The sequence below is a fragment of the Streptomyces sp. NBC_00376 genome, assembly GCF_036077095.1.
GTDB lineage: Bacteria > Actinomycetota > Actinomycetes > Streptomycetales > Streptomycetaceae > Streptomyces.
Window position 1 is genome coordinate 1,290,423 of sequence record NZ_CP107960.1, and the last position, 13,976, is coordinate 1,304,398.

The window sequence follows — 13,976 nt, forward strand, 5'->3', positions numbered from 1 at the left end:
GGGCTTTGTCGTAGAGCAACAAGCGGCCAAAATACATTGTCCGAAAGTGAGCACTGCCGCCCACCTGCGCCGACGTCCACAATGCGGCCGATAATGTGTGTCCCCTGCACTTCGACCTTGCAGAAGTAGTGGGCAGTGCAGCTCACTTGGTCTATCTTCATCGCGGACTTGGTACGCACCTGTCGGTCCGTGGGAGCGCTTTCCCCACCGCCTGACCCCCCACCGGGCGCCGGAGAGCAAGGGGACAGTCATGCCAGAACTCATTCAGCCGTGGGACACGGGGGATCCACTCGGGCCGCTCCCCCAGGAATTCGCCGCCATCATGCGGCCCGAACTGCCGAGCCTGATCAAGGAGATCGGCGTCGAGGTCACCCGGGCCTATCCGGAGTACGCCCGGCTGCTCAGCGGCCCCAACGGACAGGCCATCCGCGTCGGTGTCGAGCAGAGCCTCTCCTCGTTCGTGGACCTGGTCGCCGAGCCGTCCGCCTCGACCTCGCTGCGCGACGACATGTGCCGGCGGTTCGGGCGCTTCGAGGCGTACGAGGGGCGCACGATGGAGACGCTCCAGGGCGCCTACCGGCTCGGGGCCCGGGTCGCGCTGCGCCGGGCGAAGAAGGTCGGCCGCAGCTACAACTTCTCGCCGACCCTCATGCTCAGCTTCGCCGACGCGCTCTTCGCCTACATCGACGAGCTCGAATCCCTGTCCCGGGAAGGCTTCCTGGAGGTGCAGTCACAGACCGGCGAACAGACCGAGGCCATGCGCCGCCGGCTGCTGCACCTGATCCTCGCCGGCCGCCCCGCCCCCCGTACCGCCATCGCCGAGCTCTGCGAACAGACCGGATGGACGCTTCCCGAGGAAGTCACCCTGGTCGCCGTCCGCTCCCCCGCCACCCTGGACCGGGCCGTGGCAGGCCGCGACGTCCTGGCCGATCTCAGCGCCCCCCAACCTCACTTACTGATCCCCGGAGTCTTTGACGAAGCCCGAAGACGCATGCTGGACGAGGCGCTCCTCGGCACCCACGCCGCCATCGGCCTGACCGTGCCCACCGCCCTGGCCTCGGACTCGATCCGCTGGGCACGGCGCGTGCTCGAACTCGTCGACACGAACATCATCGACGACGCGCCCGTAATCCTCTGCGAGGACCACCTCATCACCCTGTGGCTGCTCTCCGACCCGGTACTGGTCGACCAGCTCGCCCAGCGCGAACTGGCCCCGATCTCCGGGATCAGCGCCACCCGCCGGGAGCGGCTGGTCGAGACCCTGCGGATCTGGCTGGACACCCGTGGCACCGCAGCCCACATGGGCGAGCTGCTGGACGTCCACCCGCAGACCGTCCGCTACCGGATGCGCAATCTGGAGTCCATCTTCGGCGAGCAACTGACCGATCCCGAGAGCCGGTTCTCCACCGAGGCCGTGCTGCGGGCACTCCAGTTACGGGCCCGTGGCGAAGAAACAGCGCTCTGAGTCGGTCATCAGCCGGATCACGGTCCTCACCATGAGTCAACTTACTTACGGGTAAGGCGAAATAGACGGTCACTCTCAAACGGTTGCCACACGGAGACGTTCTCAGCAAGAAACCCGGAACCGCGTCCCGTACACATGGAGATATCGGCCGCCGCACCCGGCGGCCGAGCCGAGAACCAGCCTCCTGGCCGACCATTGCGAGAGGGACCCCCCATGACCGCCTCACACCTCCTCGTCCCCGTGCCGATCCCGGACCGGGTTGCCGCGCTGATCGGGTCCTGCATCCCGCCGCACATCCTCCAGGCGGAATTCGACGCCGACTGCGCCGCGCGCGAGGTGCGCAGGTTCCGCGGTCCGCGGCTCTGTGACGAGGACCGGGCCGACCGCGAGCAGGCACTCTCCGAACTGGCCCGCGCCAACAAGGTCCTCGCCGCCCACCACCCCCGGCTCGCGGTGCGCCCCGGCAGCTCCTGGTGACCCCTTCGCCACATCCGTCTCGCAGCAGGGAGACGGGGCGGCTCACGGCCCTGATCCCCCGGCTGCCCCGGTCTCAGCCGGTGACCGGGGTGAACCGCACCGGCAGCGAGCGCGGGCCCCGGGTGAAGACGCCGTGCTCGGTGGGGGTGAAGCCGTCCGCCAGCCGCAGGTCGGGCATCGCGTCCAGCAGTTGGTTCACCCCCGTCTCCACCTCCGCCCTGGCCAGCAGCGCGCCGACGCAGAAGTGCCTGCCGAGCGCGAACGCCAGGTGGTCGGCGGCCGCCGAGAAGGCGGTGGTGCTGGTCAGGTCGGAGCGGAAGATGTCGAACCGGTCGGGCTCCCGGTAGCGCGACTCGTCGCGGTTGGCGGAGCCGATCAGGCAGGTGACGGTGGCCCCCGCCGGGACCGTCCCGCCGCTGAGCTCCACCTCCTTCGCCGTCTGGCGCATGATCATGTGGACCGGCGGGGTGTGGCGCAGGGTCTCGGCGAAGGCCCGGTCGACGAGGCCGCGGTCCTCCCTCACCGCGGCGAGCTGCTCGGGGTGGGTAAGCAGATTGGCGAAGACGGAGGCGATGGCCTTGTCGGTGGTCTCGCCGCCCGCCGCGAGCAGCAGGCTGCAGAAGGCCTTGATGTCCTCGTCGCTCATCCGCACCCCGTCGACCTCGGCGGCGCAGAGCGCGGAGAGCAGGTCGTCGCCCGGCTCGTCCCGGCGCCGCCGGATAACCGGGATCATGTACTCGGCGAACTCCCTGCGGGTCCGCTCACCGGCCGCGGCCACCTCCGGGTCGCCCGCCAGATTGCCGAGGAAGGCGATGACGGTGGTGTACCAGCCGTGGAAGCGCTCGTGGTCCGCCCGGTCCAGGCCGAGCATGTCGGCGATGACGAGGACCGGGAAGCGGGTCGCGAAGGCGGAGACGAGATCGGCTTCACCGGTGTGCCGGAAGGCGTCGATCAGCTCGCGTGCGTTGCGCTCGACGACCGGCAGGAACTTCTCCTGGAGGTCCGTACCCCGGAAGGCGGGGGCGACCAGGGCCCGGCGGACGGCGTGCTCGCGGCCGCTGAGCTGGAGGATCGTCCGGCCGTGGACGGGTTCGATCTGCCAGTCGTAGTTGTCGGTGGTGAACTCCCCCGCCCGGTCCTTGAAGACCCGCTCGACGTCCTCGTACCGGGAGACGATGTAACTGTTCGTGGCCTCGTGCCGGATCAGCGGCGCGCTCTCGCGCATGATCCGGTACGCCCCGTAGGGATCGGCCGCGAAGGCGGGCGAGAGAATGTCGGGCAGCGACAGCGATTGCGATGCGGCCGGCTCGTGCGGGGCAGACGTCATGACGCTCCAGGGTCGTGAACGGGCAACGCCGTCAAGGTTATTGATCAGCTCTCCACCGACACACCCCCTGGGGGAACGCCATGCCAGCCGGCCCGCGAGCGTCCGTCCTGTTCGTCACCGACCTCGCCTACCAGGCGCGTGGCCGCCGCTACTGCGACGAGGACATCCAGCTGACCGCGCGGCTGCGGGAGGAGTTCGACGTCGCGCTCTGTCACCCCCGGGACGCCGCCGCGCTGCTGGACGGCTTCGACACGGTCGTCATACGCAACAGCGGTCCGGTGCTGCACTACCAGGAGGCGTACGACGCGTTCCGGGCACGGGCGCGGGAGCTGGGCACCCGGGTCTACAACCCGTTGCACGGCCGCGGGGACATGGCGGGCAAGCAGTACCTGGTCGATCTGAGCCGGGCCGGGCACCCGGTGATCCCCACGGTGGACCGGGCGGCCGACCTGGGTGCGCTGCCCGAGGCACCCGAGTACGTGGTCAAGCCTAAGCTGGGGGCGGACTCGGCCGGGCTGCGGTTCGTGCGGGAGGCCGCGCTGCCGGCGGGCGAGGACGGCACGATGCTCGTCCAGCCCCGGATCGACTTCCGCTACGAGGTGTCCTTCTACTTCATCGACCACGACTTCCAGTACGCGCTGTACGCACCGGACCCGGAGCAGCGGTGGGTGCTGGAGCCGTACGCGCCGGACGCGGCGGACCTGGCGTTCGCCCGCGGCTTCGTGGAGTGGAACACCCTCGACCACGGCATCCAGCGGGTCGACGCCTGCCGGACCGCGCGGGGCGAGCTGCTGCTCGTCGAGCTGGAGGACCTCAATCCGTATCTCTCGCTGGACCGGGTGGCGGGGCCCGTACGGGAGGCGTTCGTGACCCGGCTTAAGGCTTCTCTGCGGGATCTGCCGGCCTGACGACCCGTCCGGCCGTCCCCCACATGCGCGAAGCGCGGGCCGGTGTGATGGTGCAAGCGTGACCACTGCCAGCGAGACCGCCCCCGTCGCGCAGAGTGCCGCCGCGCCGCCCGTACTCGATCCGCGCCGCCGGAACATCGTCTTCGCGACGATCGTGCTGGGAATTCTGCTGGCCGCCCTGGACCAGACGATCGTCGGCACCGCGCTGCCGACGATCGTCTCGGACCTCGGCGGCGCCGCCCATATGTCCTGGGTGGTGACCGCGTATCTGCTCGCGGAGACGGTGGCCACGGTCCTGGTGGGCAAGTTCGGCGACCTGTTCGGCCGGAAGATCATTTTCCAGCTGTCGGCGGTCATCTTCATCACCGGCTCGTTCCTCTGCGGCCTCGCGACCAACATGACGCTGCTGATCGTCTGGCGCGGGCTGCAGGGCATCGGAGCCGGCGGACTGATGGTCACCTCGATGGCGCTGATCGCCGATGTGATCCCGTTGCGTGAACGCGGCAAGTACCAGGGAGCGATCGGCGCGGTCTTCGGGGTTTCGACGGTGATCGGGCCGCTGCTCGGCGGACTCTTCACCGACCATCTGAGCTGGCGCTGGGCGTTCTACGTCAATGTGCCGATCGCGATCGCGGTGGTCATCGCCGCGGCCCGGACGATCCCTTCGGTCAAGGCCGCCGGCCGGCCCGTCATCGACTACCTGGGCATCGCGATGGTCACGGTCGGCGCGAGCGCGCTGATCCTGGCGACGAGCTGGGGCGGCAACGAGTACGCGTGGGGCTCCCCCGTCATCCTCGGTCTCTTCGCGGGCGGCCTGGTCGCACTGGCGCTCTTCTGCCTCGTGGAGTTCCGGGCGCAGGAGCCGATGCTGCCGATGCGGCTCTTCCGGAATCCGGTGTTCACCGTCTGCTCGATCCTGAGCTTCATCGTGGGCTTCGCGATGCTCGGCGCGATGATCTTCCTGCCGACCTATCTGCAGTACGTGGACGGGGATTCGGCGACCCTGTCGGGCGTACGGACACTGCCGATGGTCCTCGGGCTGCTCGTCGCCTCGATCTTCAGCGGCAACGTGGTCTCCAAGACGGGCCGGTACCGGATCTTCCCCATCGTCGGCTCGCTGATCATGGCGGTGGGGCTGTATCTGCTCTCCCGGATGGGTCCGGGCACCGGGGTGTGGCTGGAGTCGCTGTACATGCTGGTGCTCGGCGTCGGCATCGGTCTGGCCATGCAGGTACTGACGATCGCCGTGCAGAACACGGTCGACTACGCGGACCTGGGTACGGCGACATCGGGCGTGACGTTCTTCCGTACGCTCGGCAGCTCTTTCGGCACGGCTGTATTCGGCACGATCTACGCCAACGCCCTGAAGCCCAATCTGACCGACGGCGTCGCCGCGGCGGCGCGGGCCGGCGGCGACCCCGCGACGCTGGCGAAGGCCGCGCAGAGCCCGGCGGGACTGCACGGGCTGCCCCCCGCGCAGTCCGCGCCACTGGCCCAGGCGTACGCGGACACGCTGCACACCGTGTTCCTGTGGACGGTGCCGGTCGCGGTGCTCGGGTTCCTCGTCGCTCTCTTCCTGAAGCAGGTGAAGCTGCGGGACACGGCCCGGGTCGGCTCCACGGACATGGGCGAGGGCTTCGCGCAGCCGGGCACCGGCGACTCGGCCAAGCTCCTCGAGTTCGCCGTGGCCAAGATCCTGCACGGGGTGGGCCCGGACACGGCACGGCGGATCGTCGCGGACTCGGACACCCGGCTGGACATGGCGGGCGCCTGGGCGGTGATGCAGGTCGAGCTGTTCACCCGCATGGTGGGCCACGCGGGTCTGCGGCTGATCGCGACCCGGCACCGGCTGCCGCCCGAGGTGCTGGTGCCGGTCTTCGACCGGATGATCGAGGAGGGCTATCTCACCGGCGACGGCCGTGTGTTCACGCACACCGCCGCCGGGAGCCGGGAGGCCGCCGCGATCACCGACGCGTGGGCGCGGTGGCTCAACGAGCGCCTGGACGAGCACGGGGCACGCCCGGACGACCGGCAGCTGAGGGCCGCGGTGGACGTGATCGCCAAGCGGCTGCTGGCGGAGGACCTGGCGCAGGAGCTGCAGCCGGAGAGGGCCCTGGCCGGGACGGCGGCCTGAACGGGCCGGGCCGCGGCACCGCGGGTGTCAGTCGACGAAGACCGCGGTCGCGTACACCCAGGCACCGTCGTGCCGGACGAAGCGGCTCTTCTCGTGGAGCGAGTCCGGCCGCCCGTTGTCCGTGTAGTGCGCGCGGAAGGTAACCGTACCCGTGGTGTGGAACGGGCTGCCGTCGGTCGTCTCCAGCACCTCCAGACGCACCCATCGCATCCCGGGGTCGAAGTCGACGGCGGGCGGCCGGGTGTCGGGGTGCCAGGTGCGCAGCAGGTATGCCTCGTCCCGGACGACGAAGGCGGCATACCGGGAACGCATCAGCGATTCGCAGGTCGGCGCGGCGGCGGTCCCGGCGTGCAGCCGGCCACAGCAGTCCGCGTACGTGGCGGGCAGGCCGCACGGGCACGGCGAGTCCGCGGTGACCACGGGGGGCCGTGCTTCGGCAGGGGCGGCTCGTCCCGGTCGTTTCGTGCGTCGTGACATGTGTCCATTGTGACCTGCGGCAGGGCCGGCTCAGAGCGCCGGTCCCCTGTGACCTGCGGCGTGGTCGGCTCAGGAGCCGGGGCCCTGGGACCTGCGGCGGGCCCGGCTCAGGGGCCGGGGCCTCCTGGTCCGGACCTCCTGGTCCGGACCAGGCCGGACCAGGCCAGGAGAACGAGGTCAGGGCTTGCGGGCGACGCCCGCGTAGCCCGGGATCGGCTCGTCGCCGGAGACCTCGACCACTTCGCCGAGCTCCGGGTGCCAGTCCGCGGAGAGCGACACCCCCGGCTCGACGAGTTCGAGTCCGTCGAAGAACGTGGAGACCTCGGCGTGCGAGCGCAGGCACAGCGTCATCCCCCGGGCCCGGTACATCTCGGACGCCTGCGCCGCGCGCTCGGGGTCGAAGTCCCCGGTGGTGTGCGAGAGCACCAGGTAGCTGCCGGGGGCGAGCCGCTCGACGAGACGGTCGACGAGTTCGGCCGCGCCGTCCTCGTCGTCCAGGAAGTGCAGCAGGGCCAGGAGCGACAGGGCGATCGGCTTGTCGAAGTCGAGCACCCTGCCGGCCTCTTCGAGAATGGCTTCCGGCTTGCGGGCGTCGGCCTGGATGTACTCGGTGGCGCCCTGCGGGGTGGAGCGCAGCAGGGCCGCCGCGTGCGCGAGGACGATCGGGTCGTTGTCGCAGTAGACGATGCGCGCGTCCGGGGCGGTCCGCTGGGCGATCTGATGGAGGTTCGGCTCGGTCGGTATGCCGGTGCCGATGTCGAGGAACTGACGGATGCCGTTCTCGGTGAGCCATCGGGTGGCCCGGTGCATGAAGGCTCGGTTCACCCGGGCCATGTCACGCCCCCGTGCGTCCAGGGCGAGCAGCTGCCGGGCCATCTCTTCGTCGACCGGGTAGTTGTCCTTGCCGCCGAGGAACCAGTCGTACATCCGGGCGGGATGAGGCTTGGTGGTGTCGATCTCGATGGCTCGGGGGTCGTGCCCGGTCATAGCGCGCTCCATGGGTCCAGAGGTCGGCGAACAACAAGAGTGTGCGGCCGGGACGGCTCCGGCGCCGGTGATTCGGGCAAGAAAGCCGGGCCGGATGCGGGGCCCGGCCGAAGGCCGCGGATCAGGTGAGCAGAAAGTCCGCCTTACCGGACTTGGCGCCCTGGATGAACGCGGCGATCTCGCGCGGAGTGTAGATCAGGGCCGGGCCGTCCGGGTCGGCGGACTGGCGCACGGCGACCCTGCCGTCGGACAGCTTCATCGCTTCGACGCAATTTCCCCCGTTCCCACCACTCCACGGCTTGTGCCAGCCCTCGGAGCCGAGTTCGGCGGCCGGCATGCCGTTGTATATGGGATCCATCACAGCTCCTTGCGGAAGTCCCGGAGGATTTCCTTCGTGCGTTGTGCAGTCGCGGCCTGAGCCGCCATGCGGTCCATGACTTCGAGGTAGGAGGCCACCTCGGGGCGCGCGTCGAAGTAGACGGCACCGGTCAGGTACTCGCTGTAGACCATGTCGGGGAGTTCGGGGACACCGAAGCGGAAGAGTACGAACGGGCCGTAGGTACCCGGGTGGTGTCCCGTCGAGAATTCCGCGATCTGCAGTGTCACATGCGGCATCTCGGTCGCTTCGAGCAGCCGGTCGATCTGCTCCCGCATGGCGTCGACGCTGCCGACGGGACGGCGCAGCACCGTCTCGTCCATCACCACCCACAGCTTCGGGGCATCCGGCCGCGTCAGCAGGGACTGGCGCTCCATCCGCAGCGCCACGTGGCGCTCTATGTCCTCGGGTCTGGTCTGGCCCACGGCTCCGGTGCGCATCACCGAGCGCGCGTAGTCCTCGGTCTGCAGCAGTCCGGGGACGAAGTGCGGTTCGTACATGCGCAGCAGGCTCGCGGCGCCCTCAAGGCTGACGTACATGCTGAACCAGTCGGGCAGCACATCGTGGAACCGCTGCCACCAGCCGGGCTTGTTGGCCTCCTCGGCGAGCTCCACGAAGGCGTCAGCCTCGTCGTCGGAGACCCCATAGGCCTTCAGCAGCATCTGTACATAGGGGATCTTGAGAGCGACCTCGGCGGTCTCCATCCTGCGTATCGTCGCAGGGGCGACCCGCAGCACCTTTGCAGCCTGGTCACGGCTCAGGCCGACGCGCTCCCGCAGATCCTGCAGGCGCTTGCCGAGAACGACCTGACCCACGGTCGGGGCGGACCGCGGTTCGCTCACTTCAGACCTCCCCATGCGCTGTTTTTGAGCAGTGTGCCATGCGCGGGCCGCCCAGAACACAGCCACTCTGAAATTTTCAGAGTGCCCCTTGCCAAGTGTTCGCGACAGGGGGAGAGTTGGTGAGTGAACCAGTTCACGATGTCGCGACCGCCCTCATTCAGGTGAGTGCGCGGAGCGTGACGCAGCCCCCACTGTGAGGAATCGGTTGTGGCACCTGGCAGTGCGCTCATCCCCCGGCTCATGGATCTCAGTCCCGGGACGGAGGCGCTCCGGTACTGCTTCGCCCTGCCCGCGCACCCCGAATCGGTGGCCGGCGCACGGCGGCTGACCCGGGCCCGGCTCGATCTGTGGCAGCTCGACGCGGACGCCCACGAATCGGCGATCCTGATCGTTTCCGAGCTGGTCACCAACGCGATCGTGCACACCATGAGCGCTCGCGTCGTGTGCGAGCTGCGCTGCCTCGACAGACGGCTGCGGATAGCCGTGCAGGACCAGGGACACCAGCCCGGCGGGCCGCAGCTGTGCCGTACCGCCGACGACGAGCACGGACGCGGCCTGCTGCTCGTCGACGCGATGTCCAGTTCGTGGGGTTCCCGCGACGCGTGCAACGGCTCGGGCCGCATCGTCTGGGCGGAACTGCCGCACGGCTCGGAGCGGTCATGCTGAAGAACGCGATGTCCCACCTGCTCGGCACGCGCCGCCCCCGTGAGCTGCGACCCCCCTCCGGTGCGGCAGGCACGGTGCCGTTGCCGTTGCCGCCCGCGCTGTCGGCGAGCCTGGGCTGCGACGCGGTGGGGGTGCCGGCCCGGTACGGTTTCCGGCTGATGTCCCACCTGCCGCGCACCGGTTGCGTCTTCGCGGACGCCGAGCGCTGGTGGTGGATCGTGCCCGCGGGCTCCGACCTGGATCTGGACTGGCCCGCGCAGGCCTTCTACGCGCAGGGGGCATACGTCCCCGCCGTCCGGCCCCGGTTGATCCACCAGCCCGACAACCGCACGCCCTACACCCCGCCCATCCCGCTCTTCCTGATGGTGTGCCAGGTCACCGGTGTGGCGCCGTCCTGGGCGCCGTCCGGCGGCGAGCGCGCCGTCTCCGCGCCCTGACACGGCCGGGCGCGGTTTCAGGTCCTCCGGTGCGGCGCGGGGTGATGCGGCTTCCCCGGTGCGGCCTGAGGCGATGCTCCTTCTCCAGTGCGGCCCGGGGTGACGCGCCACTCGTCACCGTCCGGAGCCGCGTGGCCCGCGCAAGCCTGCGATCCAGTGGTTGACCTGCGGATTCACCGTCAGGACGCCTTGGTCACGCTGCGTTGTCAGTGCTCCGTTCTACTGTGGCACCACTGATCGAAAAGCCCGCGGCGGAGCGGGCTGTGGGCGGGAAGGGGGCGGAGCTGTGCGCCGCTGGGAGTATGTCGAGGGCACTGCGTCGAAGTTCTGGGAGACCGAGGCCGAAGGCGCCGTGGTGACGGTGCGCTACGGGCGGTGCGGAAGCGACGGACGTACGCAGACCAAGGAGTACGCGTCGGCCGAGTCCGCCGCCGCCCAGGTCGTGAAGACGATCGCGGAGAAGGAGAAGAAGGGGTACCGCGAGGTCGAGGCGTCCGCCTCGGCACCCGCAGCCCCGGCCGCTGCGGCCTCCCCTGACGTGGTCGCGGACGCGGGCGCGCCCGTTCTCCCCGACGAGGACACCTTCACCCTGCCCGACAACTGGAAGCGGGTGCTCCACCCGCGGCGGGGCGGAGTGCGCCGCGGGCCGTCCAAGCTGCGGCGGGAGGCGATCGTCGCGATCGAGACCAAGCTCACCGAAGACGCATCCTGGATGGAGGAGTTCGCGGACTCGCCGCATTCGGACACGGCGGCGGCCGAGGCACTGCGCGCACACCTCGACGGAGCCCCCACACCGGCCGGTGCGGCCGCGCTGACCGCGATCGCCGACATTCCGGGGTGGGCAGACTTCTGGTCGGAGCGTTACGGCCTCCCGTTCGCCGCACGGGCCGCGACCGAGGTGTTCTCCGTCGACGCCACCTGGCAGCAGAGCGGTCTCAAGCGGGGCGCGCCCCGGCTGTTGGCACTCGCGGGCCCGCGCCACTCGTACTGGGCCCACCACCACCGGTCGCCGATCGACCGGGTCCGCGCGCTGCTCGCCGCGGCCGACGAAGCCACGTACCGGGCGGCGGTCGAGGCGCTGGCGGTGTGCCGCACCGACACCCTGCGCAGGATCATCGTCTCCTATCTGGCCCCGAGCGAGACGGACTGGGTCGACGACCTCGTCGCCGATCCGGCGGTGCACGCGGAGCAGGACCGCACGCTGCGTGCCATGGTGTTCAGCTCTCTGTACTCGCCCGACCAGCTGCCGCTGCTGCCGTACGGCCCGGACCACACCCTCGGTGTCGCGACCATCGCCACGGTCGCCGAGGGCGTCGGCCCGGCCATCGCCCCGTCGCTGGCCGACGCGCTCGACGCCAACCACTACTACTCGGACAGCCTGAAGCTCGCCGCCGAAGCCCTGGTGGAGCTGCCCACGGACGAGGCCTTCCTCGGCCTGCTGGCGCATGCGGACTCCAAGCACGTCCGCCCCTCGCTCCTCGAAGCCATGCGCCGCTATCCGGTGCGGGCGCTGCGGCTGCTGGCCGCCGGGACGGGCGGCGGTTCGGCAGCGGCTTCCCTGTCCTTGCAGCTGCTCCGAGGTCATGTCGGTGCCCACCACGAGGTGGTGTCACTGGCGCTCGGCGAGCTCGGCCCCGAGGTCGTGGAGATCGTCCAGCCGTTGCTCGATCCGGTGGATCTGGTCGCCGACGCACCGGTAGACGCACTGCCGGCCGTGCTGACGGTTCCGCCGTGGTCCCGGCCCCGCACCACGGTCAGGGCCAAGCCCGTGACCGGGCTGGTCCCGGTGTCCGAGCCCAAGCTGGAGTGGCTGCCCGAGGAGCGGGCGGCCTGGGCGGCCGCCTCCTCCTGGTACACCCGTGATCGCAACCAAGGCGACATGAACGAGTACATCGACGTCCTGCGTCACGGCACGGCCGCGGATGATCTGCGACCGGCGTGGGTGTTCGTCCACGGCGACGAGGAAGTGGTCACCCCCCTGCTCGCCAACTGGAACCCGACCGATCTCTGGGACGCCGAGGACACGCTCAAGCCGGTCGCCGCGCGTTTCGGTCTGACCGCGCTGCCGCTGCTGCTGCGCGCCGTGCCCAGGCAGCCGAGCACGCTCGCCCCGCTGCTGCTCCCGTTCGTCGATGCGGATGTCGCCCGGCACATGGCGGACTGGTCGGTCCGGCTCAAGTCCACCTCGGCGACCGCCCGTGCCTGGTTCGCCCGGCACGGCGTGGCGGCCGCCCCGCTCCTGGTGCCGGCCGCCGTGGGCAAGGCGGGCGCCGCGCGGAACGCCGCCGAGCAGGCTCTGACGTCGATCGCCACGACGCACGGCGACGACGTGGTGCGCGAGGCCGCCCGGGCGTACGGCGCTGAGGCCGCGGCAGTGGTGGACGAACTGCTGGCCGCCGACCCGCTGGAGCGTGCGCTGCCCGCCAGGATGCCGGTGCTGCCGGGCTGGGCGGAGCCCTCGGTGCTGCCGCAGATCATGGTCCGGTCCGGAGGTGCGCTGCCGGCGGCGGCGGTGCGCCACACCCTGATGATGCTGGCTCTGTCGAAGCCCGGTGAGGTGTACCCGGGAATCGCCTCGCTGACCGAAACGGCCGAAGCCGCTTCGCTCGCCGAGTTCGCCTGGGCCGTGTTCGAGCAGTGGCGGCTGGCGAACATGCCCGCGAAGGAGTCGTGGGCGCTGCACGCGCTGGGGCTGCTGGGCGACGACGAGACGGTCCGCCGGCTCACTCCGGTGATCCGGTCCTGGCCTGGTGAGTCGGCGCACCACCGGGCCGTCGAAGGGCTCGACGTGCTGGCCGCCATCGGCACCGACGTGGCGCTGCTGCATCTCCACGGCATCTCCCAGCGGGTGAAGTTCAAGGGGCTCAAGGTACGGGCCGGGGAGAAGATCGCAGAGGTGGCCGCAGGGCTGGGGCTGACCGGGGAACAGCTCTCCGACCGTCTCGTGCCCGACCTCGGGCTGGACGCGGACGGATCGACGGTCATCGACTACGGCACCCGTTCGTTCACGGTCGGCTTCGACGAGCAGTTGCGGCCGTACGTGCTGGACGGTGACGGCAAGCGCCGCAAGGACCTGCCGAAGCCGGGTGCCCGCGACGACGAGGAGCTCGCGCCGGCGGAGCGCAAGCGGTTCATGGCGCTCAAGAAGGACGTCCGGACGATCTCCTCCGAGCAGGTGCGGCGCCTGGAGGCCGCGATGGTGACCGGGCGTTCCTGGACAGCCCAGGAGTTCCAGGAGCTGTTCGTCGGTCATCCGCTGCTGTGGCACCTGGTGCGCCGGCTGGTGTGGCTGAGCGGCCCGGAGGACGGGACGGGCACCGCGTTCCGGGTCGCGGAGGACCGTACGTTCGCCGACGCGGAGGACGACGTCTTCGTCCTGGCCGATGACGCGACGGTGCGGCTCGCGCACCCGTTGCACCTCGGCGACGAACTGGCCGCCTGGTCCGAGCTGTTCGCCGACTACGAGATCCTGCAGCCGTTCCCGCAGCTCGGGCGGAGCGTGCTCGCGCTCTCCGAGGAGGAGACCGACGGGTATCGGCTCACCCGGTTCGAGGGACTCAAGGTTCCGGTCGGGAAGGTTCTCGGACTGCAGCGGCGCGGCTGGGAGCGCGGGGTGCCGCAGGACGCCGGGGTGGAGCGCTGGATCTCCAAGCGCCTGAGCGACGACTGCTATCTCGTGATCGCGTTGGACCCGGGCATCGCGGTCGGCGTGGTCGACATGTTCCCCGACCAGACCCTGGAGACGGTCTGGCTCGACAGCCGGCCCGACGATCACTGGAACCGCGGCGAATACCGGCTCCGCTTCACCGGGCTGGACGCGGTGGCCGTGTCCGAGTTCCTGAGCGACCTGGCCGAACTCACCGAGGGCGTCGCGCCGTGA

At 70.3% G+C, this 13,976-nt stretch carries 12 protein-coding genes; 7 read left to right on the top strand and 5 right to left on the bottom strand.

Annotation, left to right across the window (positions count from 1 at the left end; genetic code table 11):
* Positions 1–250: 250 nt before the first annotated feature.
* The gene (locus OG842_RS05920) at positions 251–1,465 is read left to right on the top strand and encodes a helix-turn-helix domain-containing protein (RefSeq protein ID WP_266728088.1); all 1,215 of its coding nucleotides are present in this window, start codon (positions 251–253) and stop codon (positions 1,463–1,465) included.
* Positions 1,466–1,678: 213 nt separating this feature from the next.
* Positions 1,679–1,942 (top strand): hypothetical protein, encoded by a 264-nt coding sequence (locus tag OG842_RS05925; protein WP_266728090.1) that lies wholly within the window; start codon positions 1,679–1,681, stop codon positions 1,940–1,942.
* 73 nt (positions 1,943–2,015) lie between these two features.
* Here the strand turns inward: OG842_RS05925 and OG842_RS05930 are convergent, their stop codons facing one another.
* Positions 2,016–3,269 carry a cytochrome P450 gene (locus OG842_RS05930; RefSeq protein WP_328512107.1) on the bottom strand — a complete coding sequence of 418 codons (1,254 nt, stop codon included), beginning with the start codon at positions 3,267–3,269 and terminating at the stop codon, positions 2,016–2,018.
* Positions 3,270–3,349: 80 nt separating this feature from the next.
* On the opposite strand from OG842_RS05930, the gene OG842_RS05935 reads away from it, so the two are divergent.
* On the top strand, positions 3,350–4,177 hold the full coding sequence (locus OG842_RS05935; RefSeq protein ID WP_328512108.1) for a hypothetical protein: 828 nt from the start codon (positions 3,350–3,352) through the stop codon (positions 4,175–4,177).
* Positions 4,178–4,235: 58 nt separating this feature from the next.
* Positions 4,236–6,311: an MDR family MFS transporter gene (locus tag OG842_RS05940; RefSeq protein ID WP_266728096.1), complete on the top strand. Its 2,076-nt coding sequence runs from the start codon at positions 4,236–4,238 to the stop codon at positions 6,309–6,311.
* Between the two features lie 27 nt (positions 6,312–6,338).
* On the opposite strand, the gene OG842_RS05945 is transcribed toward OG842_RS05940, so the two are convergent.
* From OG842_RS05945 to OG842_RS05960, 4 genes are all read right to left on the bottom strand, one after another.
* Positions 6,339–6,788 carry a YchJ family protein gene (locus tag OG842_RS05945; RefSeq protein WP_266728098.1) on the bottom strand — a complete coding sequence of 150 codons (450 nt, stop codon included), beginning with the start codon at positions 6,786–6,788 and terminating at the stop codon, positions 6,339–6,341.
* Positions 6,789–6,965: 177 nt separating this feature from the next.
* Positions 6,966–7,775 (bottom strand): SAM-dependent methyltransferase, encoded by an 810-nt coding sequence (locus tag OG842_RS05950; RefSeq protein WP_266728100.1) that lies wholly within the window; start codon positions 7,773–7,775, stop codon positions 6,966–6,968.
* A gap of 121 nt (positions 7,776–7,896) precedes the next feature.
* A complete protein-coding gene (locus OG842_RS05955; protein WP_266728102.1) occupies positions 7,897–8,133 on the bottom strand; it encodes a DUF397 domain-containing protein in 237 nt (78 codons plus the stop codon).
* Positions 8,133–8,993, bottom strand: coding sequence for a helix-turn-helix domain-containing protein (locus OG842_RS05960; RefSeq protein WP_266728104.1), 861 nt, complete (start codon positions 8,991–8,993; stop codon positions 8,133–8,135). The genes OG842_RS05955 and OG842_RS05960 overlap by 1 nt, the downstream gene beginning before the upstream one ends.
* A gap of 207 nt (positions 8,994–9,200) precedes the next feature.
* Between OG842_RS05960 and OG842_RS05965 the strand changes: the two genes are divergently transcribed.
* The 3 genes from OG842_RS05965 to OG842_RS05975 all read left to right on the top strand — a co-directional run bounded on the left by OG842_RS05965 (position 9,201) and on the right by OG842_RS05975 (position 13,976).
* Entirely contained in the window at positions 9,201–9,659 is a 459-nt protein-coding gene (locus OG842_RS05965) for an ATP-binding protein (RefSeq protein ID WP_266728106.1), read from the top strand.
* Positions 9,653–10,096: a hypothetical protein gene (locus OG842_RS05970; RefSeq protein ID WP_266728108.1), complete on the top strand. Its 444-nt coding sequence runs from the start codon at positions 9,653–9,655 to the stop codon at positions 10,094–10,096. Before OG842_RS05965 ends, OG842_RS05970 begins: the two co-directional genes overlap by 7 nt.
* 286 nt (positions 10,097–10,382) lie before the next feature.
* Entirely contained in the window at positions 10,383–13,976 is a 3,594-nt protein-coding gene (locus OG842_RS05975) for a DUF4132 domain-containing protein (RefSeq protein WP_266728110.1), read from the top strand.

Coding starts and splice junctions, on each gene's coding strand:
- OG842_RS05950 (WP_266728100.1), bottom strand. CDS start 7,775: ATGACCGGGCACGACCCCCGAGCCATCGAGATCGACACCACCAAGCCT.
- OG842_RS05945 (WP_266728098.1), bottom strand. CDS start 6,788: ATGTCACGACGCACGAAACGACCGGGACGAGCCGCCCCTGCCGAAGCA.
- OG842_RS05970 (WP_266728108.1), top strand. CDS start 9,653: ATGCTGAAGAACGCGATGTCCCACCTGCTCGGCACGCGCCGCCCCCGT.
- OG842_RS05935 (WP_328512108.1), top strand. CDS start 3,350: ATGCCAGCCGGCCCGCGAGCGTCCGTCCTGTTCGTCACCGACCTCGCC.
- OG842_RS05955 (WP_266728102.1), bottom strand. CDS start 8,133: ATGGATCCCATATACAACGGCATGCCGGCCGCCGAACTCGGCTCCGAG.
- OG842_RS05930 (WP_328512107.1), bottom strand. CDS start 3,269: ATGACGTCTGCCCCGCACGAGCCGGCCGCATCGCAATCGCTGTCGCTG.
- OG842_RS05920 (WP_266728088.1), top strand. CDS start 251: ATGCCAGAACTCATTCAGCCGTGGGACACGGGGGATCCACTCGGGCCG.
- OG842_RS05925 (WP_266728090.1), top strand. CDS start 1,679: ATGACCGCCTCACACCTCCTCGTCCCCGTGCCGATCCCGGACCGGGTT.